The sequence below is a fragment of the Aeromonas sp. 3P genome (genome assembly GCF_051919745.1).
In the GTDB taxonomy this organism is placed as follows: Bacteria; Pseudomonadota; Gammaproteobacteria; order Enterobacterales; family Aeromonadaceae; genus Aeromonas; species Aeromonas veronii.
Genome location: NZ_JBQBED010000001.1, coordinates 357,564 through 382,938 on the forward strand (window position 1 = coordinate 357,564; position 25,375 = coordinate 382,938).

The following is a 25,375-nucleotide window of genomic DNA, read 5'->3' on the forward strand; positions in this document are numbered from 1 at the left end:
TTTCTACTTTGTGCGAGTTGCCAGTCTGTGGCTGCGTCAGCTCTTCTGGATATCCAGCCGGATGGCGCCGACCGGTTTGCAGCAGCAGGGGAGGCACTCCCCTTGGGCGACGAATGCCAGCGGCATCGCAGGATAGTGCACCTTGCCAGCCATCAGCGGAGTGCGGCAGGCGCCGCAATAGCCGCTGCGACACTGGAATTCCACATGATGACCATGGCGCTCCAGGGTCTCCAACACGCTTTCGCCGGGATGGGCGTGCAGCACGGCACCATCCCGGGTATGTACCCGTGGTGCCACGACCGCATGCTGTTCGGCAGGTGCGTGCGGGGCAGGGGTCAGCGTGTTGGTGGCGTCACTCACAGCTCGAAATCACCCAGGTCGTCGGCATTGACTTCGCTGTCGATCTGACCGACCAGATAGGAGCTGACCTCTACCTCTTGCGGCGCGACCTGCACGTTGTCGGATGACAGCCAGGTGTTGATCCAGGGGATCGGGTTCTGCTTGGTGCCGGCAAAGGCTGGCTGCAGGCCGACCGCGCTCATGCGCAAGTTGGTGATGTACTCCACGTATTGGCAGAGGATGTCCTTGTTCAGGCCGATCATGGAGCCGTCCTGGAACAGGTACTCGGCCCACTCTTTCTCCTGAATGGCCGCTTCCTTGAAGATCTCGAAGCAGGCCTGTTCGCACTCGGCGGCGATCTCGGCCATCTCCGGGTCATCCTGGCCGGTGCGCATCAGGTTCAGCATGTGTTGGGTGCCGGTGAGATGCAGCGCTTCGTCGCGGGCGATCATCTTGATGATCTTGGCGTTGCCTTCCATCAGTTCGCGCTCGGCGAAGGCAAAGGAGCAGGCGAAGCTGACATAGAAGCGAATTGCTTCCAGCGCGTTGACACTCATCAGGCAGAGATAGAGCTTCTTCTTGAGCTCGCGCAATGTGATGGTCACTTCGCGGCCAGCGACGGTGTGGGTCCCTTCACCATGCAGGTTGTAGAGGGCGGTCGCTTCGATCAGGTCGTCGTAGAAGTGGCTGATGGAGCCGGCGCGCTTCAAGATCTGCTCGTTGGTCACGATGTCGTCGAACACCTGGGCGGGGGTGTTGACGATATTGCGGATGATATGGGTGTAGGAGCGAGAGTGGATGGTCTCGGAGAAGGCCCAGGTCTCAATCCAGGTTTCCAGCTCCGGAATGGAGACCAGCGGCAGCAGCGCCACGTTGGGGCTGCGACCCTGAATGGAGTCCAGCAGGGTCTGGTACTTCAGGTTGGAGATGAAAATGTGCTGCTCGTGGGGTGGCAGGGCCTGATAGTCGATGCGATCACGGGAGACATCCACCTCTTCCGGACGCCAGAAGAAGGAGAGCTGCTTCTCGATCAGCCGCTCGAACACTTCGTGCTTTTGTTGATCATAACGGGCTACGTTGACCGATTGGCCAAAAAACATCGGCTCTTTGAGCTGGTCGTTTTGGGTTTGGCAGAAAGTTGAATAGGCCATGGTTACCAGAATATGTGAATAGAGAAAACAGGAGAGCGGGAGCTTCATGCTCCCGCCCGGTTATCAGTTCTTGCCGTGACTTAGATTTTGCAAGCCCCGCCAGCGCAACCGTCATCTTGCAGGTCGGTCTGGGCATCGTCTGCACCATCACGGGTGTTGTGATAGTACAGGGTCTTGAGGCCGTATTTGTAGGCGGTCAGCAAGTCCTTGAGCAGCTGTTTCATCGGGACCTTGTTGCCTTCGAAACGGGCAGGGTCGTAGTTGGTGTTGGCGGAGATCGCCTGATCCACAAACTTCTGCATGATACCGACCAGCTGCAGGTAGCCGTCAACGCTCGGTTGCTTCCAGAGCAATTCGTATTGATCTTTCAGGCGATCATACTCGGGCACCACCTGTTTGAGAATGCCGTCTTTGGAGGCCTTGACCGACACCAGACCGCGCGGCGGCTCGATACCGTTGGTGGCGTTGGAGATCTGGCTGGAGGTCTCGCTCGGCATCAGGGCGGTCAGGGTGGAGTTGCGCAAGCCCACGGACTTGATCTCTTCGCGCAGGCTTTCCCAATCCAGATGCAGCGGCTCGTTGCACAGCGCATCCAGATCCTTCTTGTAGGTGTCGATGGGCAGGATACCTTGCGCGTAGGCGGTCTCGCCAAACAGCGGGCAGGGGCCGAACTCGCGGGCCAACTGCACGGAGGCTTTCAGCAGGTAGTACTGAATGGCCTCGAAGGTACGGTGAGTCAGCGCCAGACCGGAGCCGTCGGAGTAACGGGCACCGTTTTTGGCCAGGTAGTAGGCGTAGTTGATGACGCCGATCCCCAGGGTGCGACGACCCATGCTGCCCTTCTTGGCGGCGGCAATCGGGTAGTCCTGATAGTCGAGCAGGGCATCGAGGGCGCGTACGGCCAGATCGGCCATCTCTTCCAGATCTTCCAGCTTCTCGATGGCACCCAGGTTGAAGGCGGAGAGGGTACACAGGGCGATCTCGCCGTTCTCGTCGTCGATGTTGTTGAGCGGCTTGGTCGGCAGCGCAATCTCGAGGCAGAGGTTGGACTGGCGCACTGGCGCCACGCTCGGATCAAACGGGCTGTGGGTGTTGCAGTGATCCACGTTCTGGATGTAGATGCGACCGGTACCGGCACGCTCCTGCATCATCAGGGAGAAGAGATCGACGGCCTTGAGGGTCTTCTTGCGAATGGCCGGATCCTGCTCGTACTTGACGTAGAGTTCTTCGAACTTGTCCTGATCCGCGAAGAACGCATCGTACAGACCCGGCGCATCGGACGGGGAGAACAGGGTGATGTCACCGCCCTTGATGAGGCGCTGGTACATCAGCTTGTTGATCTGCACGCCGTAGTCCATGTGACGGACACGGTTCTCTTCCACGCCGCGGTTGTTCTTCAAAACCAGCAGGCTTTCCACTTCGGTGTGCCACAGCGGGTAGAACAGGGTCGCCGCACCGCCGCGCACGCCGCCCTGGGAGCAGCACTTCACGGCAGTCTGGAAGTATTTGTAGAAGGGGATGCAACCAGTGTGGAACGCTTCGCCGCCACGGATGGGGCTGCCCAGACCGCGGATGCGACCAGCGTTGATGCCGATACCGGCGCGCTGGGAAACGTAACGCACGATGGAGCTGGCGGTGGCGTTGATGGAATCCAGGCTGTCGTCGCACTCGATCAGTACGCAGGAGCTGAACTGACGGGTCGGGGTGCGCACACCGCTCATGATCGGGGTCGGCAGGGAGATCTTGAAGGTCGAGACCGCATCATAGAAGCGTTTGATGTAGTCCAGACGGGTATCTTTCGGGTACTTGGAGAAGAGGCAGGCCGCTACCAGGATGTAGAGGAACTGCGGGCTCTCGTAGATCTCGCCGGTGACACGGTTTTGTACCAGATACTTGCCTTCCAGCTGCTTGACCGCCGCGTAGGAGAAATCCATGTCGCGCCAGTGATCCATGTGCGCGTTCAGCTCTTCGAATTCAGCCTGGGTGTAGTCTTCCAGCAGGTGTTTGTCGTACTTGCCCATGTCGACCAGACGAGCCACGTGCTGGTAGAGGTGGGGCGGTTCGAACTGGCCGTAGGCCTTCTTGCGCAGGTGGAAGATGGCCAGACGGGCGGCCATGTACTGGTAGTCAGGGGTCTGCTCGGAGATGAGGTCAGCCGTCGCCTTGATGATGGTTTCGTGAATGTCGGCGGTACGGATACCGTCATAGAACTGGATGTGGGACTTGAGCTCTACCTGGGAGACCGACACGTTGTCGAGCCCTTCGGCGGCCCAGTCCAGCACGCGGTGAATTTTATCCAGATCGATGGGTTCTTTGTGTCCGTTACGCTTCGTCACAAACAAGTTCATTGGCTGATGACCTTCAGTTGATTCCCGAAAAACCATCGCACAATGGCGCCACCCAGGCTCCGGCGGTGTGCGGGAGTTGGGTAGAGATTGTGCGATGAATCACAAGATGTAGTGTTATTTTAAGTTCGAGCTACAAGATAGTGAGGTCAGCCCGCCATTGCAATGTGTGGATAAGTGACGAGCTGTGGATAAATTGTGAGTCTTGCCCCATCAGTTAGTGACCGCTCACAGTGAGCGGGTTTTCATTCGTCCGCTCCGCTAAAAGCAAGTCTCCCGATCGAAGATGGAAAATTTAAATAACTTTTTTTGCTTGCGAAACGGGGGGCTTTTTACTAGCAAACGGCGGCTGATTATCCCTTATGCAACAAGGGTCAAAAGCTGTCCAGTTGTCGCAGCCGCGGGCTCAGCGTGGCAAGGGCTTTGCATCAGATGACGGTGGTTTGTGGCCGTTTTGTGACGGTTGCGAGCTTGTCAAATGGGTATCCAACAGGCAGAAAGCTGCCTTTATTATCCATGAATAGACGAGTGATGGTGGCGCAGGACGCAGGAGCGTAAAGGAAGAGATGCAAGGGCGAAGAGTCTCTTCGCCCCGTTATCGCATATCAGCCGGTAAGGCTGCGCGTTACGCCTTGGCCGTCAACTCGTAGCGCAGCCAGTGGTGCAGGGCCTGCACGGTATCAAACTGCAGATCGGCGCCCCACTGGGCGGGATCTTCCTCATCATTGAGATAGCCCCAGCCAGCGACCGCAGTGCGCATGCCGGCATTGCGGCCTGCTTCGATATCCCGCACATGATCCCCCACATAGAGGCAGTGAGCCGCCTCGACCCCCAGCTTCTCGCAGGCAAAGAACATGGGGGCGGGGTCGGGCTTGCGTACTGGCAGGGTATCGGCACTGACGGTGACGCCGCAGCTGGCGAGCTGTGGCAGGGCCGCCAGCAGTGGCTCGGTGAGAAAGCCCGGCTTGTTGGTGACTATGCCCCAGGGGAGCTGTTTCTCGTCGAGCCACTCGATAAGATCCACCATTCCCTCATAGGGACGGGTACCGACGCAGAGATTGGCCGCGTAGTAGTCGAGCAGGGCATTGCGCAGGCGCGTGGCCCCCAGCTCTTCAAGCGGTTCATCGCCGAGGCCCGCTTTCAGCAGCCCGAGCGCTCCGTGGGAGGTGGTCTGACGAATGATGTCGTCAGAGAGCGGCGCAAAGCCTTCGCTGATCAGCACGTGGTTGACGGCGGCACCCAGATCCGGGGCTGTGTCGAGCAGGGTGCCATCCAGATCGAACAGCACACCGCGCAGGGGCAGAGGGCGAGAGTCGCTCATCAACCTTGCTCCGGGCGGACAAACTCCACCATATAGTTGACGTCGACATTCTTGCCGAGCTTGAAACTGTTGGAGAGCGGTGCATAGTGCACCCCGCTCATATCCCGCACCAGCAGGCCAGCTGCTTCACCCATGCGACACAGTTCGGCCGGGGTGATGAATTTTTTGTGATCGTGGGTACCCTTCGGCACCATCTTCATCAGGTATTCGGCCCCGATGATCATCATCAGATAGGATTTGGGGTTGCGGTTGATGGTGGAGACAAACACCCGGCCGCCCGGGCGCACCAGGGTAGCGATGGCGCGCAGCACGGAGGCAGGGTCCGGCACATGCTCCAGCATCTCCATGCAGGTGACTACGTCATACTGGCCTGGCACTTCGGCGGCATGGGCTTCGGCGGTGATCTGGCGATATTCGAGCTCAACACCCTGCTCAAGGGCGTGCAGGCGGGCGACGCCGAGGGGCTCCTTACCCATGTCGATGCCGGTGACCTTGGCACCACGGCGGGCCATGCTCTCGGAGAGGATGCCGCCACCACATCCGATATCGAGAATGCGCTTGCCAAACAGACCGCCACTTTTGTCGGTGATCCAGTCAAGGCGTACCGGATTGATTTGATGCAGGGGTTTGAATTCACCTTCCATGTCCCACCAGCGGGAGGCGATGGCTTCAAACTTGGCGATTTCTGTCAGATCGACATTGGCATCACTGTTCATTTTTCGAAGATCCTGTGGCAGGGCGCCCGCTTCTGAGTCATGGGCGCAATCTATTGTCCTGGCGGGCATTATAACGGACGGACTTTGTCACACCAGCCCGATCTGATACCCGATTTGTGGCTTAAGGTATTTGGCTCAGTGTGTTACCATGTCGCGCTGTTTAAGCCAAAGAACAACTAATTAGGGATAAGGCTTTCTATGAGCGATCTGGCCAGAGAGATCACGCCGGTCAACATCGAAGAAGAGCTCAAGAGTTCCTATCTTGATTACGCCATGAGCGTGATCGTAGGACGAGCTCTGCCGGATGTGCGTGATGGCTTGAAACCGGTTCACCGCCGCGTTCTGTTTGCTATGAACGAGTTGGGGAACGACTGGAACAAGCCCTATAAAAAATCGGCCCGTGTGGTCGGTGACGTAATCGGTAAATATCACCCGCACGGCGATGTCGCTGTGTATGACACCATTGTCCGGATGGCGCAGGATTTCTCCATGCGTTACATGCTGGTCGATGGTCAGGGCAACTTCGGTTCAGTCGACGGCGACAGCGCCGCGGCGATGCGTTATACCGAAGTGCGGATGGCCCGCATCTCCCACGAGCTGCTGGCCGATCTGGACAAAGAGACCGTGGACTGGGTGCCGAACTATGACGGCACCGAGATGATCCCGGCGGTCATGCCTACCAAGGTTCCCAACCTGCTGGTCAACGGCTCCTCCGGTATCGCGGTGGGCATGGCGACCAACATTCCGCCTCACAACCTCACCGAGATTGTCAATGGCTGCCTGGCGCTGATCGAAAACGGCGACCTCACCATTGACGAGCTGATGACCTACATCACCGGCCCGGATTTCCCCACCGGCGGCATTATCAACGGTCGTTCCGGCATCGTGCAGGCGTACCGTACCGGTCGTGGCTCCATCTATGTGCGGGCCAAAGCTGAAGTGGAAGTGGACGAGAAGACCAGTCGCGAGACCATCATCGTTCACGAGATCCCCTATCAGGTGAACAAGGCTCGACTGATCGAAAAGATCGCCGAGCTGGTCAAAGAGAAGAAGATCGAGGGCATCAGTGCCCTGCGCGATGAGTCTGACAAAGACGGCATGCGCATCGTTATCGAGATCAAGCGCGGCGAGTCCGGCGAGATTGTGCTGAACAATCTCTACAAGCACACCCAGATGCAGACCACGTTCGGCATCAACATGGTGGCGCTCGATAACAACCAGCCCAAGGTGATGAACCTTAAAGAGATCCTGGATGCGTTCCTGCTGCACCGCCGTGAAGTGGTGACTCGCCGGACCGTGTTCGAATTGCGCAAGGCGCGGGATCGGGCGCACATTTTGGAAGGTCTGGCGGTTGCGCTGGCCAACATCGATCCCATCATCGAGCTGATCCGTCACAGCGCGACCCCGGCCGACGCGAAAGCGGGCCTGGTTGCCAAGGGCTGGGAACTCGGCAATGTGGCCGCCATGCTGGAAAAAGCGGGCGACGACGCGGCACGGCCAGAGTGGCTGGAGCCCGAGTTCGGTATCCGTGAAGGTCAATACTTCCTGACCGAACAGCAAGCCCAGGCCATCCTTGACCTGCGTCTGCACAAGCTGACTGGCCTCGAGCACGAGAAGATCCTGGAAGAGTACCAATCTCTGCTGGATCTGATCGCCGAGCTGCTGCACATCCTGGCGAGCCCGGCTCGTCTGATGGAAGTGATCCGCGATGAACTGCTGGCTGTGCGTGAGCAGTATGGCGACGAGCGTCGCACCGAGATCAGCATGTCCAGTGCCGAGATCAACATCGAAGATCTGATCACCCCGGAAGACGTGGTGGTTACCCTGTCTCACCAGGGCTATGTGAAGTATCAGCCGCTCTCCGACTACGAGGCCCAGCGCCGCGGTGGTCGTGGCAAGTCGGCCACCCGGATCAAGGAAGAGGACTTTGTGGAGCGTCTGCTGGTGGCCAACACCCACGACACCATTCTGTGCTTCTCCACCCGTGGCAAGGTCTACTGGCTCAAGGTTTACCAGCTGCCGGAAGCGTCCCGTGGCGCCCGTGGTCGTCCGATCATCAACCTGCTGCCGCTGGAAGAGGGTGAGCGTATCACCGCTATCCTGCCGGTGAAGGAGTATGACGCCGAGAAGTATGTGTTCTTCGCCACCGCCAACGGTACCGTGAAGAAGACCAGCCTCTCTGACTTCAGCCGTCCGCTCTCCTCCGGTATCCGCGCCATCAACCTTAAAGAGGGTGATGAGCTGATCGGGGTGGATATCACCGATGGCAGCAACGAGATCATGCTCTTCTCCGACGCGGGCAAAGTTGTTCGCTTCGCGGAAGGCAGCGGTCGCGCTGATGCCGATGTCAGCGATGACGTTGAAACCGACGACGATGCCGGTAATGACGATGATGGCAGCGACAACGGCGAAGGCACCGAAAGCAAGGGTACCTTCAAGGGCGTGCGTCCCATGGGTCGTACCGCCGCCGGTGTCCGTGGCATCAAGCTGGGCGCCGGTGACAAGGTGGTTTCCCTCATCGTTCCGCGCGGCGAAGGTGCCATCCTCACCGCCACCGAGAACGGTTACGGCAAGCGGACTGCGTTGGCCGAATACCCGACCAAGAGCCGTGGTACTCAGGGCGTTATCTCCATCAAGGTGGATGAGCGCAACGGCAAGGTGATCGATGCGATTCAGGTCGAAGATACCGACCAGATCATGCTGATCACCAACGGCGGCACTCTGGTGCGTACCCGTGTTGCCGAGGTGAGCGTCATTGGCCGTAACACCGGCGGTGTCCGTCTGATCCGTACCGGTGAAGACGAGACCGTGGTTGGCCTGCAGCGTATCGCCGAGAGCGACGAAGACGAGAACGACGCTTTGGCCGTTGATGGTGAGGTATCTGAAGGTACCGATACCGCGACCGGCACTGATGCGGTCGATGCTGGCGACGAGTAATCGTCACCGGTTACCCGAGCAACGTCTCTGAGCAAAAAGAGCGACCCTGGTGGTCGCTCTTTTTATTTGTCTGCTTTTTATGACTCTCCGCTGATCTTACGGCTGGATCACTCCTGCAGCCACATTCTGGCGCTGCGGGCGGGAATGGCGACCCGTACCCACTGGCTCTGCACGTTGACCACGGCGCCTTGGTCGAGCACGTCACGATAGTTGCGATACCAGTTCATCTCGAACCTGGCGGTATCGAGCCAGTACTCCTGCTCATAGTCGCACTTGTTGATACCGACCAGCCCCTGTTTGCCCCGTTTGAACAGCACGAAGCAGTCACCGCTGCCGACCAGCTGCATGGGTTGACCCTGCACCGCATTGTGGAAGCGGATCATCCCCTTGAGATCGGCTCGCTGGTAGTAATCCTGCCAGCGCAGTCCATCCTTGGCCTGGGTCTCGCCGTGATCCGAATAGACCAGTGGCGAGCCACCATCGCGCCCAAGCAGGTAGGCATAGGCCAGCTTCTCGTCAGTCTGGCTTAAGATCTGATAGCGGAAGCCGTCGTTGGTGGGGATGTCGTGGGTCACGGCAAAGGTGACGGCGCGATTGCCCGGTAGCGCCTGACCATAGGCGCCCGGATCCGCCAGCAGGTTCATGCTGCCACCGTAACTGAAGGCACCGCGCAGGGAGGCAAACAGCGGAAAGTCATAGGCTCCCTGGCCGCTGCTGTCGAGGTAGGGTTTGAGGAAGCGCTCGTAATCGGTGCTGCCTGCGCCCCCTGTGGTGATCACCTCGCCAAAGACATGCATCCCCTGTTTGATCTCGGGGGTGAACACGGCATTGATCTGGTAATCGCTCATGTGTTTGACCGCATCGACCCGAAAACCCTTGATCCCCATCCCCTTAAGCTCCTTGAGATAGGCCTGTTGCTGGCTCACTACCCAGTTGTTGGGATCCAGATCCGGCAGCCCCTTGTCACCGGCACCACCACAGAGTCGCCAATACTGGACATGACCCGGATCGCTCCAGTCGCTAATGCACCCTTCGGGATGAAAATCCTGACCGGAGAGGAAGTTTTGCCCGAGATCGCCAAACAGTTTCTGGCGCTCGAAATAGGCCGGGTTGCTGGCGTAGCTTTGCAGCAGCTCGTTGCCGGGATAGTTGAGATCGCTGCGTTTCCAGCTTTCGTTGGCCATGTGGTTGAGCACCACATCGGCATAGACGGCGATACCTCGCGCCTTCATGGCGGCGATCAGCTGCTCGAGATCCTGCTTGTTGCCAAGAGGGGAGTCGACAAGACGCAGATCCTGCGGCTGGTAACGAGCCCACCACTCGTTGCCTGATGACTTGAGAGGCGGCGAGATGAGTACCTGTTTGTAACCGGCTGACTTGATAAGATCGGCTTTGGCGGTCACTTCACTGTACTTCCAGTTGAAGGCGTGCAGTATGACGTCGGCGTGCGCCAAGGGGGCGATCAGCATACCTGCGATCGCCCATATTCCCGCTGTGTGTTTCATTATTGTGTCCCTGTTTTTATAGATGCCTGAATGGGCAACTCAGCTTTGGCGGGAACAGAGTGAGCTGCAATCAACAACCTGCAGATTTGTGACCGCTTTCAGTATGATTTCGCCGAATATGTGAACTGTTTCGGCTTTTCCTCGCCACCGCCAGTTGCCTTTTTACAAGTGATTTTTTTGTCATTTCCCTGTCATTACCAGCCGTTATCCTGCCGGGCGAGTGGTGGGTTGTTGCCATCACCTTCACCGTCAGGAGCTGCATATGACCAGTTGGATCACGTGGGAAATTTGGTGGAGCCGGGTATGGGGCGAGTCAGAGGTGCCACAGTATGAAGAGGATGAGCACGAAGTGGCTCATGAACCCTCGCGACTGCCGGTTGAAATGGTGCAACAGGGCCGGGATCAGCGCGCAGGCTAAGGCGTTAGCCTTCTCTTTACCGGGTAGCGCTTTCTTGTCGCGACATGACTACTTCGTTGGAAAATTCTGAAAAGCGGGGTTTCCACAGGATGTGTCGCGGCAGGTCTTCCTTTCAACCTCTTGGCACACCTGATGTGTGAAGGGCGTGAACAGGGGGATTAGAAGAGCGGCAGCTGCTCCCCGGGGCGGATAAACCCATCCAGTCTGAGCTGAATATGGCGTTTGCCCAGATCAAGTCGTTTGCTGATAAGGCGAAAGCGCTGGGCCAGCAGATCGGCAAAGTGCCCCTCACCGCGCATGCGGGTACCGAAGGCGGTACTGTTGAGCCCGCCACCGCGGCTGGCTCGCAACTGATTCAAAATAGCCTCCTTCTGGCCCGGATAGTGGGTATCGAGCCAGTCACCAAATAGCGGCGCCAGCTCGTGGGGCAGGCGCAGCAGAATGTAATCGGCGCAGCTGGCGCCAGCCTCGGCAGCCGATTTGATGATCTGCTCCAGCTCCGGCTCATTGAGCCGCGGGATCATGGGGGCGGCCAATACCCCCACCTGTATACCAGCGTTGGCCAGCTTCTCGATCACTTTCAAGCGGCCGGTGCCCGTGCTGGCGCGGGGCTCCAGCTGTCGGCGCAGGGTTTCGTTCAAGGTCGTCACCGACACCATCACCTGACACAGTCCCTCTCTGGCCAGCTCGGTCAACAGATCAAGGTCGCGCAAGATCATGGAGCTCTTGGTAATGAGCCCGACCGGATGGCGGTGGGCAAGCATCACTTCCAGCAACTGCCGGGTGAGGCGATAGCGCTGCTCGATGGGTTGATAGGGGTCGGTATTGGCGCCAATGAAGATGGTCTGTGGCTGATAGGCCGGTTTGGCAAACTCCCGGCGCAGCAGGTCGGCTGCATTGCGTTTGGCAAACAGCTTGCTCTCGAAATCAAGGCCAGGGGAGAGCTCCAGATAGGCGTGACTGGGTCTGGCATAGCAGTAGATGCAGCCGTGTTCGCACCCCTGATAGGGGTTGATGGAGCGACCAAAGGGGACATCCGGCGAGCTGTTGTAGCTGATGATGCTGCGTGCATCGATCTCCCGCACCTCGGTGCCAGGCACAGAGGGGGTGAATGCGGCATCCCAATCAGATGGTTGCCAGCCGTCATCGACCGCTTCGACAAGGGGGCCGCTAAAACGGTGATCGATATTGTGGGGGCTGCCTCGTCCTGCCATGGTGTGCACCGATACTGTTTATACATACAGTTATTTTGCAGGTGCACCGGATAAATGACAACAACTGCTGATCGACCGGGTGCAAAAAGGGTTGTCGCAGGGATCTCTTGCTTGATCGCAACGCTACATTTCGTTTACATAGACGAAATGAGAACTGGATCACGGAAATCATCATGAGCCCCACCACTTCCCGCTGGCTATTTATCGGTCTGATTGCGCTGGTTATCTGGCGTCTGCTTCCGCTCTCCACCGAGCAGGAGATGGCTGCTGCCAACCGTGCCTGGCGTACCGGTCATTTCGATGAGGCGACCCGGATCTGGTCGCCACTGGCCGATCAAGGCCAACCTCGGGCGCAAGCCTTGATGGGCTGGAGCCATGAAGTGGGGCAGGGGAGCGAGCAGGATATCCATCAGGCCATCACGCTCTATCGCCAGTCGGCGCTGGCAGGGGATCCCTTCGGCCAATATCGGCTGGCAGAGCTCTATCTGCGTGGTGTTGGGGTCAAGCGAGATCTGCGCCAAGCCTTTCACTGGATGGATCAGGCTGCCCGTAATGGTGATGTCCCGGCCATGCTGAAAGTCGGCGTCCTTCATCTGATGGGGGTCAGCGGCAGGGTCGATCTGCCTCAGGCGAAGCAGTGGCTCTATCAGGCGGCACAAAAGGGCAACAAGCTGGCGCTTCAGGTGCTGCAGGAGCTGGCGCTGGCCGAGGAGGGGAGCAGTGACTTTGATTTCAACTGGCAATCCCTGCTTGGTGAATAGTCGGCAGACGACTCATTTGACTGTAGAAAATATCTGCAAATCCGATACAGCACGCCCGACTTCTGGTAGCATGGGGCCGTTTTGGCTTGGTTTGTCACGTTAGACATGTGGTTTACGTGTCAGGCCGTCTTCGCAAAGTGCTGTGGAGAACCAAAACATCACCTTTTTGAATCTCTTTTCCATCCCGCATGTGACCTTTGGTAGGGGTCACCACTGTATAAGGAAACACATAATGCCAATCATTACTCTGCCTGACGGCAGCCAACGTCAATTTGCCCACTCTGTTTCCGTCATGGATGTGGCTGCGGACATCGGTCCCGGTCTCGCCAAGGCGTGCATTGCCGGTCGGGTAAACGGTGAACTGGTAGATGCGTGCGAGCTGATCGAAGCCGATGCTGCGCTGGCCATCATCACCGCCAAAGACGAAGAAGGTCTGGACATCCTGCGCCACTCCTGCGCCCACTTGCTGGGTCATGCTATCAAGCAACTCTGGCCCCAGACCAAGATGGCCATCGGTCCTGTCATCGACAACGGCTTCTACTATGACGTTGATCTTGACCGTACCCTGACCGATGAAGATCTGGCTGCCTTGGAAGAGCGCATGCTGGCGCTGGTAGCCAAGGATTACGACGTCATCAAGAAGAAAGTCTCCTGGCAAGAAGCGCGCGATGTATTCGAGGCGCGCGGCGAGTCTTACAAAGTCGAAATCCTGGATCAGAACATTGCCCGTGATGACCAGCCAGGTCTCTATCATCACGAAGAGTACATCGACATGTGTCGCGGCCCGCACGTGCCCAACATGCGTCACTGCCACCACTTCAAGTTGCTGAAGATGTCCGGCGCCTACTGGCGTGGCGACTCCAACAACAAGATGCTGCAGCGTATCTACGGTACCGCCTGGGCTGACAAGAAGCAGCTCAAGGCCTATCTGCAGCGCCTGGAAGAGGCCGCCAAGCGCGACCACCGCAAGATCGGCAAGCAGCTCGACCTGTATCACATGCAGGAAGAAGCACCCGGTATGGTGTTCTGGCACAACGATGGCTGGACCATCTTCCGTGAGCTGGAAACCTTTATCCGCGGCAAGCTCAAAGAGTACGACTATCAGGAAGTGAAAGGTCCGTTCATGATGGACCGCGTTCTGTGGGAGCGTTCAGGTCACTGGGAGAAATACGCCCAGGCCATGTTCACTACCCAGTCCGAAAACCGCGAGTACGCCATCAAGCCGATGAACTGCCCGGGTCACGTCCAGATCTTCAACCAGGGTCTGAAGTCCTACCGCGATCTGCCGCTGCGTATGGCCGAGTTTGGTTCCTGCCACCGCAACGAGCCGTCCGGTTCCCTGCACGGTCTGATGCGGGTGCGCGGTTTCACTCAGGATGACGCTCACATCTTCTGTACCGAAGAGCAGATCATGGAAGAGGTCTCCGGCTGTATTCGTATGGTCTATGACGTCTACGGTACCTTTGGCTTCGAAAACATCGTGGTCAAGCTCTCCACTCGTCCCGAGCAGCGTATCGGCTCCGATGAGATGTGGGATCGCGCCGAGAAAGCCTTGGCCGAAGCGCTGGAGCTCAACGGTCTGAAGTACGATCTGCAGCCGGGTGAAGGGGCGTTCTACGGTCCCAAAATTGAATTTACCCTGCACGATTGCCTTGATCGTGCGTGGCAATGTGGTACCGTGCAGCTCGACTTTGCCCTGCCTGGTCGTCTGGGTGCCACTTATGTGGGCGAAAACAACGATCGCCATGTACCTGTGATGATCCACCGGGCCATCCTGGGTTCTATCGAGCGCTTCATCGGTATTCTGACTGAAGAGTACGCCGGTCTGTTCCCGACCTGGTTGGCACCGACTCAGGCTGTGGTCATGAATATCACGGACAATCAGGCCGATTATGCGGTGAAAGTAGCCAAAGCATTGAATGATGCGGGCCTTCGCGCAAAAGCGGACTTGAGAAATGAGAAGATTGGCTTTAAAATCCGCGAGCATACTTTGAAGCGAGTACCTTTCATGCTGGTCTGCGGCGATAAAGAAGTTGAAGCCGGTAAGATTGCAGTACGGACTCGTAAAGGGGCTGACCTGGGCACTTATCCTGTTGAAGAGTTCATCGCTCTATTGACCCAGGAAGTTCAGACCCGCGGACAAAAGAAAGTGGAGGAATAAGCTATAAAAGGCGGAAAAAAACTGGGCAAGCAACCGCAAGCCCGCGCTCACCGGATCAATGAAGAGATCCGTCTGAAAGAAGTTCGTCTGACTGGTCTGGATGGTGAAGCCATTGGCATCACATCCATTCAGGATGCTCTGAACTTGGCCGCAGAGGCCGGAGTTGATCTGGTAGAGATCAGTCCAAATGCTGAGCCGCCCGTTTGCCGGATCATGGATTACGGCAAATTCCTCTACGAAAAGAGCAAAACAACCAAAGAACAGAAGAAAAAGCAGAAAGTCGTCCAGGTTAAGGAAATCAAATTCCGTCCTGGCACTGACGAAGGCGACTATCAGGTAAAACTACGCAACCTGGTTCGCTTTCTGGAAGACGGGGACAAGGCTAAGGTCACCCTGCGCTTCCGTGGTCGTGAAATGGCCCACCAGGATCTTGGTATCAAGGTTCTGGAGCGCGTCAAGAACGATCTGGAAGAGTTGGCCGTAGTCGAGTCGTTCCCGAAAGTCGAAGGCCGTCAAGCTGTGATGGTCCTCGCACCTAAGAAGAAATCTTAAGGCCCACAAGAAATTGACTCATGGGGCTTGCCTCATGACTTGGTTCGCCTTGCGATTTTGTTGTCACTCACAATGCGGAGTATGAAATGCCGAAGATGAAAACCAACCGGGGTGCTGCAAAGCGCTTCAAGAAGACTGGCTCGGGTCGCTTCAAGTGCAAGCACAACCACCTGCGTCACATCCTGACCAAGAAGAGCAGCAAGCGTAAGCGTCAGCTGGGACCGAAATTCATGGTTTCTGCTGCCGACCACAAACGTGTTGTCGCTTGTCTGCCGTACGCATAAGGGGGGATGTGAAAAATGCCAAGAGTTAAACGTGGTGTGACTGCTCGAGCTCGTCACAAGAAAGTAATGAAAGCCGCCAAAGGTTACTACGGCGCACGTTCCCGTGTTTACCGCGTAGCGGTACAAGCGGTAACCAAAGCTGGTCAGTATGCCTACCGTGACCGTCGCCAGAAAAAGCGTCAGTTCCGTCAGCTGTGGATTGCGCGTATCAACGCTGCAGCCCGTCAGAACGGTCTGTCCTACAGCCGTCTGATCAACGGTCTGAAGAAGGCTTCTATCGAGATCGATCGCAAGATCCTGTCCGATATCGCCGTTCACGACAAAATGGCTTTCACCGCCCTGGTTGAAAAAGCTAAAGCAGCTCTGGTTTAATCCAGTCCTGTTATAAACGCTAAAAGGAGGCTCAGGCCTCCTTTTTTGTATCTGTCATTTGCGGTTTTACATTACTTCTCCCTTTGTCCTATCCATATTCTGTCTACTGTTTTACACGTGCTACAGTTTTCTCCACACAAGGCGATATGTGCGAGATGCCCTGTTCTACAAATGCTTTATATGCCAACAAACTAAATGTTTGTTCCACTATTTCAGGAGTGGCGGTGAGCCGATGAGACTCGCTTGATATAACAAAATGATTTGTAGGGAGAAAAGCCCACCTTAGCTATGGTCAGCGAAGGGGCTTTTTTTGTATTATTCCCCTCTTGACCTTATTTAGCCTAAAGGCTCCTGTACCGGGAGTGGTGACGAGGAAGACATGCAACAGCTTGAAGAAGTAGTCGGCCAAGCCAGAGCCGAAATTGAGGGCGTGAGCGATATCGCGACCCTCGACGAAATCCGGGTCAAATATCTGGGTAAAAAGGGCTTTTTTACCGAGCAGATGAAGGGCCTGGGTGCCTTGTCTGCCGAAGAGCGTCCCGCCGCGGGTGCCGTGATCAACCAGGCCAAACAGCAGGTTCAGGATGCGCTGAACGAGCGTCGTGAAGCGCTCGAAGTCGCCGTGCTGAGCCAGAAGCTGGCTGCCGAGACCATCGACGTCAGCCTGCCGGGTCGTCGCATCGAGAATGGTGGTCTGCACCCGGTAACCCGTACCATCGAACGCATCGAGCGCCTGTTTGGCGAGATGGGCTTCAAGGTTGCCCGCGGTCCCGAGATTGAAGATGGCTTCCACAACTTCGATGCGCTGAACATTCCGGCTCATCACCCGGCGCGTACCGATCACGATACCTTCTACTTCAATCCTGATCTGATGCTGCGCACCCACACCTCCGGTGTGCAGATCCGCACTATGGAACATCAGCAGCCGCCGATCCGCATCATCGCGCCGGGCCGCGTCTATCGTAACGACTACGACATGACCCACACCCCGATGTTCCATCAGGTTGAAGGTCTGCTGGTTGACGAGCATGCCAGCTTTACCGAGCTGAAGGGCATTCTGCACGACTTCCTGCGCAACTACTTCGAGGAAGACCTGACCATTCGATTCCGTCCTTCCTACTTCCCGTTCACCGAGCCGAGCGCTGAAGTAGATGTGATGGGCAAGAATGGCAAGTGGCTGGAAGTGCTGGGCTGCGGCATGGTGCACCCGAACGTACTGCGTTCGGTCGGCATCGATCCGGAAAAATACTCCGGCTTTGCCTTCGGCATGGGCGTTGAGCGCCTGACCATGCTGCGTTACGGGGTCAACGACCTGCGTGCCTTCTTCGAAAACGACCTGCGCTTCCTCAAGCAGTTCAAGTAAGGGCAAGAGAACATGAAATTCAGTAAATCCTGGGTGATGGAGTGGGTCCGCACCGAGTTGAGTGACAATGCACTGGCCGAGCAGATCACCATGGCCGGTCTGGAAGTGGACGCCGTGGAAGCGGTGGCTGGCCAGTTCAACAATGTGGTGGTGGGTGAAGTGGTCGAGTGCGCCCAGCATCCTGACGCCGACAAGCTGCGGGTGACCAAGGTCAACGTGGGTGAAGCCGAGCTGCTGGACATCGTCTGCGGCGCGCCAAACTGCCGTCAGGGCTTGAAAGTGTGTGTGGCCAAAGTAGGGGCGACCCTGCCGGGTGATTTCACCATCAAGAAAGCCAAACTGCGTGGCCAACCGTCCCACGGCATGCTCTGTTCTTTCAGTGAGCTGGGTATCGACGTTGAAGCCGATGGCATCATCGAGCTGCCGGCCGATGCTCCCATTGGTACCGATATTCGTGACTACCTCAATCTGAACGACGTCTCTATCGACGTGGATCTGACTCCGAACCGTGCCGATTGCCTCGGTATCGCGGGCCTGGCCCGTGAAATCGGCGTGCTGAACAGCGTTGACGTGGTCGAGCTGACCTGGGCGCCTGCGGTTGCCACCATCGATGCTACCTTCCCGATCCGGGTTGAAGCGCCAGCAGATTGCCCCCGTTATCTGGGTCGCGTCATTAAAGGGCTGAACCTGCAGACCCAGAGCCCGCTCTGGATGCAGGAGAAGCTGCGCCGTGGCGGTATCCGCTCTATCGATGCCATCGTCGACATCACCAACTACCTGCTGCTGGAATACGGTCAGCCGATGCACGCCTTCGATCTGGCTACCCTGGAAGGGGAACTGGTGGTACGTCGCGCCCACGCTGACGAGCCGATGACCTTGCTCGACGGCAACGAAGTGAAGCTCAAAGAGACTACCCTGGTGATTGCCGATGCCAAAGGTCCTGCCTGCATGGCCGGTATCTTCGGCGGCAACCGCACCGGTGTCTCCGAGACCACTACCGACATCTTGCTGGAGTGCGCCTTCTTCGCGCCGCTCTCCATCACCGGCCGTGCCCGTGCTTACGGTCTGCACACCGACTCCTCCCATCGCTTCGAGCGCGGGGTGGATCCGGAGCTGCAGGCCAAGGTAATGGATCGTGCCACCCGTCTGCTGCTGGACATCTGCGGCGGTGAAGCCGGTCCGGTCATCGAGGTCAAATCCGATGCCCATCTGCCGAAGGCGGCACCCATCAAGCTGCGTCGCAGCAAGCTCGACAAGGTGATCGGTATCAGCGTGTCGGATGCGCAGGTGGTCGAGATCCTGACTCGCCTTGGCATGCAGGTTACTGTGGATGCTGACGGTTGGACTGCGCTGGCACCCTCCTGGCGTTTCGATATCGCCATCGAGGAAGACCTCATCGAGGAAGTGGCTCGCATCTACGGCTACAACAACATCCCGAACCTGAAACCGACCGCCTCTCTGGCGATGGTTGAGCAGGCAGAAGGGCAGGTGGCCTTGAAGCGCGTACGCGACCTGCTGGTTGACCGCGGTTTCCAGGAAGCGATCACCTACAGCTTCGTCGATCCCAAGACCCAGCAAACCCTGTTCCCGCAGAGCGATGCCATCGTGCTGCCAAACCCGATCTCGGTCGAGATGTCCGCCATGCGGGTCTCTCTGTTCCCGGGTCTGGTGCAGGCCGTGGTTTACAACCAGAACCGTCAGCAGCCGCGTGTGCGTCTGTTCGAGCAGGGTCTGCGTTTCGTCAAGGATGAAAGCGCCGAGAACGGCATCCGTCAGGAGCCGATGCTGGCCGGTATCATCACTGGCAACCAGAGCGACGAGCACTGGGATATCAAAACTCGCGCAGCCGACTTCTTTGATTTGAAAGGGGATCTGGAAGCGGTGCTGGACTTGACCGCCGAAGGGGCCACCTTTACCTTCGAGCGCACCGAGCACAGCGCCCTGCACCCGGGCCAGAGCGCAGCCATCCTGCGCAATGGCGAGATCATCGGCCACATCGGCGTGATCCACCCGAGCCTCGAGAAGAAGCTGGGCCTCAAGAGCCGCGCGGTGATGTTTGAGCTCGAGCTGGACAAGCTGACCCCGGCCAAGGTGCCTGTGGCTGCCGAAGTTTCCAAGTTTCCGGCGAACCGTCGCGACATTGCCGTGGTGGTCGATCGTCAGGTTCTGGCAGGTGATGTGCTTGCGGTAATTAAAAAAGTTGGCGGAAATCAGGTAGTTGGAATAAACTTGTTTGACGTATACCAGGGTGCTGGTATGGCAGAGGACAAGAAGAGCCTGGCCATCAGTCTTGTATTGCAAGACACCCAGCGCACCCTGGAGGAGAAAGAGATTGCCGAGACCGTAGACAATGTCGTGCGGGCCCTTGGTGAAGAGTTGAATGCATCCTTGAGGGATTGATCTATGGCGCTTACCAAAGCCGACATTGCAGAGCACCTGTTCACCCAGCTCGGGATGAGCAAGCGTGAAGCCAAAGATATGGTGGAAGCCTTCTTTGAGGAAATCCGACAGGCGCTTGAGCGTGGTGAACAAGTCAAGATTTCAGGCTTCGGTAACTTTGACCTTCGTGAGAAGAATCAGCGTCCCGGACGCAACCCCAAGACGGGCGAGGATATTCCTATCAGCGCCCGCCGCGTGGTGACCTTCCGGCCTGGCCAGAAGCTCAAGGCCAGGGTAGAAAATGTTGAACCCAACGAGTGATAAAAAGCCAGGCAGATGCCTGGCTTTTGTTTTCAGATGACCAAATTCCCCGTTTTTCTTCTGGGTGCCGTACTGGCACTGCCATTGCTCGCCAAGCCTTTGCAGACCACAGTGCTGCCGTTGGCGCCGGCGACCCAGGCTTATGTAAATTCACTGAGTCAGCTTTCGCTCTGCTATCCTGCGACGCTTCCTCCACCATACTTGATGGCCGAGGGGGGACTGCTCAAGGATCGTCTCGCCCGGTTGCAGGAGCTATTCCCGGTTCCCCTCGTGCTCAAAGAGTTGCCCGATTGGCAGACATTGCGCAACGGGCTCGCAGAGGGTGACTGCGACATCATTCCCTATGTTGGAACCCGCAAGAAGGCCGTGGAGGGTATGCGGTTAAGCCGTCCGATGATGGAGACCGATGCCGCCATCCTCTACAAGGGTGAAAATCTCAAACAGGCCCGCTTTCTGGTCTACTCGGTGGCAGACTCTGCCCGCCTGCTGCACGAGCTCTATCCTCAGGCGCGCATTATTTCCCTAAAAAGCGGAGAGAAGGTCTACGACGCGCTGCAGAGTGGCAAGGGTGATGCCTATCTGGGGGACTATCTGCAACTGCGCTATCTGATGCGCGAGTTTCCTGCCGATGGGTTGCGCCTGCGCCGCCTGTTTGGTGAGGATAGGATCATCAGCTATCGCCTGATGATGCGTGATCAGCCGGAGTTGGCCAATCTGGTGGACACCCTGATCCGTCATATGCCCGCCGGTACTATCTATACCGATCTGGCTCGCTATCTCGATCAGGGATCGCTCTACGTCAACCAACCCCACTTCAGCGATACTGAGCAGGCCTGGTTATCCGGCCGCGGGCGTACCATTCGCCTGGTGGTCAATCCCGAGTTGATGCCCTATAGCGGCGTCAATGAGCTGGGGGAGGCGAAAGGGTGGAGCGCGGATGTGCTGCGCTGGGTCACCCAGGAGACCGGCCTGAAATACAAGCTGGTGCCTGCCGCCAGCAAGGCGGAGGCCGTAGAAAAGCTGCGCCGTGGTGAAGCGGACATGATGGCCGGCTTGCCGGAATCCCCGGCATTGACGGATCAGTTCATTTTCAGTCGGACGATCTCCACCAACCGGTTTGCCTTGATCAGCAAGCGCAAGCTGGCTGCCGATCGCATGGCGCAGCTCAAGCGGCAGCGTATTCTGGTGCCGGAGTCCCTCTACGATCCCTCCTTGCTCGCCCTGCTCGGTGATCAGGAGTGGCTTCGCACCGACGGCCTCGAGCAGGGACTTGCCGCGATCAAACAGGGCAAGGCTGACGCCATGCTGAGCGAGCTTTATCAGCTGCAATATCCCCAGCGTACCAACTTGCTGGACGGGCTCGATATCGAGGAGCTGGAAGATCGCTTCAGCCTTGGCTTTGCCATCAACAAGAGTCAGACCGAACTGGCCGGGGTGATGGATCGCAACCTGATGGCACTGACCAGCACCCAGATCGACGAACTTAACCAGCGCTGGCGCCGCTTGCTCGTCGTGCAGCAGCCCGGCGTGAGCTACGCCGCCTGGTTTGGCTCCATTGCCATGGCACTGCTGATCAGCGGCATTGTCATCGGCGGGATCTGGCGCTCTCGCCAGCAACTGGCACGGGAAGTCGCCCAGCGTCACGCTGCCGAGAAGGCGCTGGCCATCGAGAGCGAGCTGCGGGAAACCATGTTTCAGGCGTTGCCGGTGCCCGTCTATCTGCGCAATAGCCAGGGCAAGGTGATCAAATCCAATAAACAGGGGCGACGTCTGGCCCTGCGCTATTCGCAGCAGTTGATGCTGCCGCCGGTTCAGTCCCAAAAAAGTGAAGGAGAGCTGGTGCTGGGGGATCAGGTCTTCGCCTATGCCCAGCATCCGCTGCGGCTCGACAAGCAAGCACCCGCCACTGATCTCATCGCCCTGTCGGATATCAGTGTGCTGCGTGAGCAGGCCCGTTTTCTGCGTCAGGCAGAGCGCCGCCTGCGCGCCCTGACCAATACCGTCCCCGGCGTGGTGCTGCAGTTTATGTTCGAGCGGGGACGGGTAGGGGGTATCGAGTTTATCAGCCGGGGCTGTTACGAGCTGCTGGGGCTGGCGAGTCAGCAGATCCGTCGTGAGCCCAAACGGGTGCTCATTATGCTGGAGCGCGAGGATCGCTGTCGGGTAAGCCGTGAGATGTTCGCCATGTTGCAGGCTGGCAAACCCTTCGCATTCACCATGCGCTACCACCATCCGACCAAGGGTCTGCGCTGGTTGCAGCTCTATGGCCGTGGCCGCAGTCAACCGCAGGGTTGGCGAATTTATGCGGTGATGCAGGATGCCACTGCCAGGGTCGAGCAGGATCAGGCATTGCAGCACTCCCATGAGCAGGCGCAACAGGCAGTTCTGGCCAAGGGGCGCTTTTTGGCTGCCATCAGCCACGAGATCCGCACGCCGATGAACGCCATGCTCGGCTTGCTGGAGTGGCTGGCCAGCACTCCTTTGTCGAGAGAGCAGGATTCGGCGCTGGCGCGGGTGCGTCAGGCGGGGGATGAGTTGCTCGGCCTGCTCAACGATGTGCTCGACTTTAGCCGCAACGAAAACAGCAAACTCTCCCTCTCGCCGCAACCCACCGATTTTGCCGAGCTGTGCGAGCACGTGGCGGCGGTGCACTGGACCAAGGCGCGGGCCAAGGGATTGCAACTGCGCCTTAAGTTGGACCCGGCTCTGCCAGCCCTGCAGACCCTCGACCCTCACCGGGTACGGCAAGTGCTCCACAACCTGCTCTCCAATGCCATCAAGTTCAGCCTGCGTGGAGAAGTGGTGCTGTGGGCCGAGGTGGTCGCATCGACCTTGCGCTTTGGTGTGGATGATCAGGGACCGGGGATCACCGCCAAGATGCGTACCACGCTCTTTATGCCGTTCGAGCAGTTTGCCGTTGAAGGCCAGCTGCGGGCGCCTGGCACCGGTCTTGGTCTGGCGATCTGCAAGCAGCTGATCGAGCAGATGGGTGGGCTTATCGATGTCGAGGGGCGCGCCGGTGGTGGTAGCCGCTTCTATTGCGAGTTGCCCCTGAAGCGGGTGCAGCAGGAGCCGGACTGGCAGCCCAATGTGCGGCAGCTGGCGCTCTCTTTACCGCACGATGAGGCGCAAGCACTGTCGCCCTGGCTCAGTCGATTGGGGATCGCCACCGTCAGCAACGCCGTTGATACGCTGCAAGCGGAGGTGGACGAGAAGGGGCTCTACTATTGGGCCTGGCAAGGGGAGTCCTGGGTGCCCGGGACCATCATCACCCTGCTGCAGCCACGGCTGACCCCGGATCAACCGGTCGCAGGCACCCAGCCCGGGCTCGGCATGCGGGTACTGCTGGTTGAAGATCACGATGTCAATCGCGAGCTGATCAGCCTGCAACTGGGGCAACTTGGTGCCAGCGTTATCACTGCCGCCAACGGGCAGCTGGCGCTGGAGATGCTGGCGCAACAGGAGGTGGATTTTGTGCTGACCGATCTGCAGATGCCGGTGATGAACGGGGCCGAGCTGTGCAGGCAGTTGCGCCAATCCGCCCGTTGGGCCCGTCTGCCGGTCTATGTGATCACCGCAGATCTCAGTGATCAGGCGGCAAGGGAGCTGCAATCCTGCGGTTGCGATGGCCATCTGGACAAGCCGGTAGCTCTCAAGGAGCTGGCGACCTTGCTGCGCCATATTGCCAAAGAGGGGAGCAATGCTGTCGTCCCGACACCGGTTGCCTCGCTGCTGACCGATGAACTGGCCGCCCTTTATCTGGAGGCTACCCGTGATGATTTGGCCGAACTTGAGCGCTGCAGCACAGAAGAAGATGAAGTTGGCGTGAATGCTGCTTTACACAAGTTGAAGGGGGCCGCCAGAATGGTAGGGGCGACCGCGTTGGTGGCGGTCATTGAAGAGTGGCAACAGGCGCCCCATCCGATGCTGCAAGCCAGATTGAACCGGGCACTGGATGAGTTCAGCCAGCAGTTTTCAAAGAGGGCTCAAGATGATCATCACTGATGAAGAATTACTGGCGTTGCTCGATTCGGAAGAGCATGAGGCGGCAGGATTTTGCCCCATTGTGCTCTATGCCCTCGACAGCACCGCCCATGAGTTGGCCAGCACCATGACATTGCCCTCCTATGTCACGCTGCACCGTACCCGACCGGATGCCTGCTGGCAGTGGGAAGGGCTGTTTGCGGCCGGCGCCATCGCACTTTACGACCCCGCCGCTCATCAGCAGTCGGACTACTTCCCCCAGTTGCAGCAGCATGAGGGAATTTACGCTATTGGCGAGAATTGGCTGGGGGGGCTTGCCGCCAGTTACCGTAACTGGTGCAACTGGCTGGCCGCTAACAAGGTGCTGCTGCTCGAGGATCACCCGTTTCAGGGGATGCAACTGCAACAGACCATCGCCGGGTTGGGGCTCTCCTGTCAGTGGGTACAGGATGAATCGGCCTGTCTTGCGGCATTGTCGGCAGGCGACATCAGCCTGCTGGTGTGCGATCTCAGCCTGGTGGAGCAAGATGCCATCAGTCTGCTGATGAACCAGCCCCAGTTGCAGGAGGCCGGGCTGCCCATCGTGCTGCTTTCGGCCCATGAGCAGACGCTGATCGACGGTGCCCGCCGCCTGCTGCACGATGCCGGTTTCAATATTCTGGCGGCGCTGGCCAAGCCGCTTGATTGTGACGAGCTGCTCAGGTTGCTGCGTCGACTCTATCTGGGCCCGCTGCGTCAGCAGCGCTTGAGCGGCCAGCGCCGCTCCATTCGCCGTTGGCAGGGGGAGGTGCAGGGTCAGCTTGGGCTGCTCTCCAGTCCCGCGACCCCTCATCCGGTCTGGCTGGCGGTGACCGGCTTGCCCAGCCGCTGGGAGGCGCTCAAGGAGTGGCTGACGGAGCAGTCGCGTACCCCAGCCGAACTGACCCTGCTGATCCACCGTCGTGACCACCTGCTTAGCAATGCCGATCGCTTCGCGCTGGTGCTGCAAGCCAGCCTGGCGGGGAGCAAGCTGGCGCTGCTGCTCGATAACAGCCAGCATCTGCCATTCGATCTGCTGGAACGTTTGCCGCTGCAAGCCTTGCTGCTGGGGCAGGGGATCTTGCCGGAGATGGAGTCCTTGACCGGTGACTCCCTGCTGGGACGCTTTATGGCCCGGGTTCGAGAGCTGGGGATCGCCGTCTATCTGGATGATCCTTACAACCTGCTCGATGTCGAGGTGTGGCGAGAGCACGGTATCGCGGGGCGCTGGTAA

General features: G+C 58.2%; 19 protein-coding genes. 12 read left to right on the forward strand and 7 right to left on the reverse strand.

Annotated features, from left to right (window positions below):
• Positions 1 to 36 precede the first annotated feature (36 nt).
• The 5 genes from yfaE to ubiG all read right to left on the reverse strand — a co-directional run bounded on the left by yfaE (position 37) and on the right by ubiG (position 5,872).
• On the reverse strand, positions 37 to 360 hold the full coding sequence (yfaE, locus tag ACTG19_RS01550; protein ID WP_219263875.1) for a class I ribonucleotide reductase maintenance protein YfaE: 324 nt from the start codon (positions 358 to 360) through the stop codon (positions 37 to 39).
• On the reverse strand, positions 357 to 1,490 hold the full coding sequence (gene nrdB, locus ACTG19_RS01555) for a class Ia ribonucleoside-diphosphate reductase subunit beta (protein WP_005336708.1): 1,134 nt from the start codon (positions 1,488 to 1,490) through the stop codon (positions 357 to 359). Before nrdB ends, yfaE begins: the two co-directional genes overlap by 4 nt.
• Before the next feature lie 80 nt (positions 1,491 to 1,570).
• Positions 1,571 to 3,838 carry a class 1a ribonucleoside-diphosphate reductase subunit alpha gene (gene nrdA, locus ACTG19_RS01560; RefSeq protein ID WP_439988632.1) on the reverse strand — a complete coding sequence of 756 codons (2,268 nt, stop codon included), beginning with the start codon at positions 3,836 to 3,838 and terminating at the stop codon, positions 1,571 to 1,573.
• Between the two features lie 622 nt (positions 3,839 to 4,460).
• The gene (locus tag ACTG19_RS01565; RefSeq protein ID WP_338774864.1) at positions 4,461 to 5,156 is read right to left on the reverse strand and encodes an HAD family hydrolase; all 696 of its coding nucleotides are present in this window, start codon (positions 5,154 to 5,156) and stop codon (positions 4,461 to 4,463) included.
• Positions 5,156 to 5,872 carry a bifunctional 2-polyprenyl-6-hydroxyphenol methylase/3-demethylubiquinol 3-O-methyltransferase UbiG gene (ubiG, locus tag ACTG19_RS01570; protein ID WP_064341269.1) on the reverse strand — a complete coding sequence of 239 codons (717 nt, stop codon included), beginning with the start codon at positions 5,870 to 5,872 and terminating at the stop codon, positions 5,156 to 5,158. The genes ACTG19_RS01565 and ubiG overlap by 1 nt, the downstream gene beginning before the upstream one ends.
• A 198-nt stretch (positions 5,873 to 6,070) precedes the next feature.
• On the opposite strand from ubiG, the gene gyrA reads away from it, so the two are divergent.
• Positions 6,071 to 8,809, forward strand: a complete 2,739-nt coding sequence (gene gyrA, locus ACTG19_RS01575) for a DNA topoisomerase (ATP-hydrolyzing) subunit A (RefSeq protein WP_439988633.1) — start codon at positions 6,071 to 6,073, stop codon at positions 8,807 to 8,809.
• Between the two features lie 107 nt (positions 8,810 to 8,916).
• Here the strand turns inward: gyrA and ACTG19_RS01580 are convergent, their stop codons facing one another.
• Positions 8,917 to 10,314 carry an alpha-amylase family protein gene (locus tag ACTG19_RS01580; RefSeq protein ID WP_439988634.1) on the reverse strand — a complete coding sequence of 466 codons (1,398 nt, stop codon included), beginning with the start codon at positions 10,312 to 10,314 and terminating at the stop codon, positions 8,917 to 8,919.
• Between the two features lie 262 nt (positions 10,315 to 10,576).
• On the opposite strand from ACTG19_RS01580, the gene ACTG19_RS01585 reads away from it, so the two are divergent.
• Complete coding sequence (locus ACTG19_RS01585) at positions 10,577 to 10,732, forward strand: hypothetical protein (RefSeq protein ID WP_005336695.1); 156 nt, start codon at positions 10,577 to 10,579, stop codon at positions 10,730 to 10,732.
• A gap of 158 nt (positions 10,733 to 10,890) precedes the next feature.
• Here ACTG19_RS01585 and ACTG19_RS01590 read toward each other — a convergent pair whose 3' ends face one another.
• Positions 10,891 to 11,946: a PA0069 family radical SAM protein gene (locus tag ACTG19_RS01590; RefSeq protein ID WP_439988635.1), complete on the reverse strand. Its 1,056-nt coding sequence runs from the start codon at positions 11,944 to 11,946 to the stop codon at positions 10,891 to 10,893.
• A gap of 173 nt (positions 11,947 to 12,119) precedes the next feature.
• Between ACTG19_RS01590 and ACTG19_RS01595 the strand changes: the two genes are divergently transcribed.
• The 10 genes from ACTG19_RS01595 to ACTG19_RS01640 all read left to right on the forward strand — a co-directional run bounded on the left by ACTG19_RS01595 (position 12,120) and on the right by ACTG19_RS01640 (position 25,375).
• On the forward strand, positions 12,120 to 12,707 hold the full coding sequence (locus ACTG19_RS01595; RefSeq protein ID WP_439988636.1) for a tetratricopeptide repeat protein: 588 nt from the start codon (positions 12,120 to 12,122) through the stop codon (positions 12,705 to 12,707).
• Positions 12,708 to 12,939: 232 nt separating this feature from the next.
• Entirely contained in the window at positions 12,940 to 14,868 is a 1,929-nt protein-coding gene (gene thrS / locus ACTG19_RS01600; RefSeq protein ID WP_005336690.1) for a threonine--tRNA ligase, read from the forward strand.
• 21 nt (positions 14,869 to 14,889) lie between these two features.
• Positions 14,890 to 15,420: a translation initiation factor IF-3 gene (gene infC / locus ACTG19_RS01605; protein WP_196783562.1), complete on the forward strand. Its 531-nt coding sequence runs from the start codon at positions 14,890 to 14,892 to the stop codon at positions 15,418 to 15,420.
• A gap of 86 nt (positions 15,421 to 15,506) precedes the next feature.
• Positions 15,507 to 15,704 carry a 50S ribosomal protein L35 gene (rpmI, locus tag ACTG19_RS01610; protein WP_005336688.1) on the forward strand — a complete coding sequence of 66 codons (198 nt, stop codon included), beginning with the start codon at positions 15,507 to 15,509 and terminating at the stop codon, positions 15,702 to 15,704.
• A 15-nt stretch (positions 15,705 to 15,719) separates the two neighbouring features.
• A complete protein-coding gene (gene rplT, locus ACTG19_RS01615) occupies positions 15,720 to 16,076 on the forward strand; it encodes a 50S ribosomal protein L20 (RefSeq protein WP_005336687.1) in 357 nt (118 codons plus the stop codon).
• A 379-nt stretch (positions 16,077 to 16,455) separates the two neighbouring features.
• Complete coding sequence (gene pheS / locus ACTG19_RS01620) at positions 16,456 to 17,439, forward strand: phenylalanine--tRNA ligase subunit alpha (RefSeq protein WP_113739510.1); 984 nt, start codon at positions 16,456 to 16,458, stop codon at positions 17,437 to 17,439.
• Between the two features lie 12 nt (positions 17,440 to 17,451).
• Positions 17,452 to 19,839 carry a phenylalanine--tRNA ligase subunit beta gene (gene pheT / locus ACTG19_RS01625; protein WP_113739511.1) on the forward strand — a complete coding sequence of 796 codons (2,388 nt, stop codon included), beginning with the start codon at positions 17,452 to 17,454 and terminating at the stop codon, positions 19,837 to 19,839.
• 3 nt (positions 19,840 to 19,842) lie between these two features.
• Positions 19,843 to 20,139 carry an integration host factor subunit alpha gene (ihfA, locus tag ACTG19_RS01630; protein ID WP_005300715.1) on the forward strand — a complete coding sequence of 99 codons (297 nt, stop codon included), beginning with the start codon at positions 19,843 to 19,845 and terminating at the stop codon, positions 20,137 to 20,139.
• 15 nt (positions 20,140 to 20,154) lie between these two features.
• A complete protein-coding gene (locus ACTG19_RS01635; protein ID WP_113739512.1) occupies positions 20,155 to 24,144 on the forward strand; it encodes a response regulator in 3,990 nt (1,329 codons plus the stop codon).
• The gene (locus tag ACTG19_RS01640) at positions 24,131 to 25,375 is read left to right on the forward strand and encodes a response regulator (protein ID WP_113739513.1); all 1,245 of its coding nucleotides are present in this window, start codon (positions 24,131 to 24,133) and stop codon (positions 25,373 to 25,375) included. The genes ACTG19_RS01635 and ACTG19_RS01640 overlap by 14 nt, the downstream gene beginning before the upstream one ends.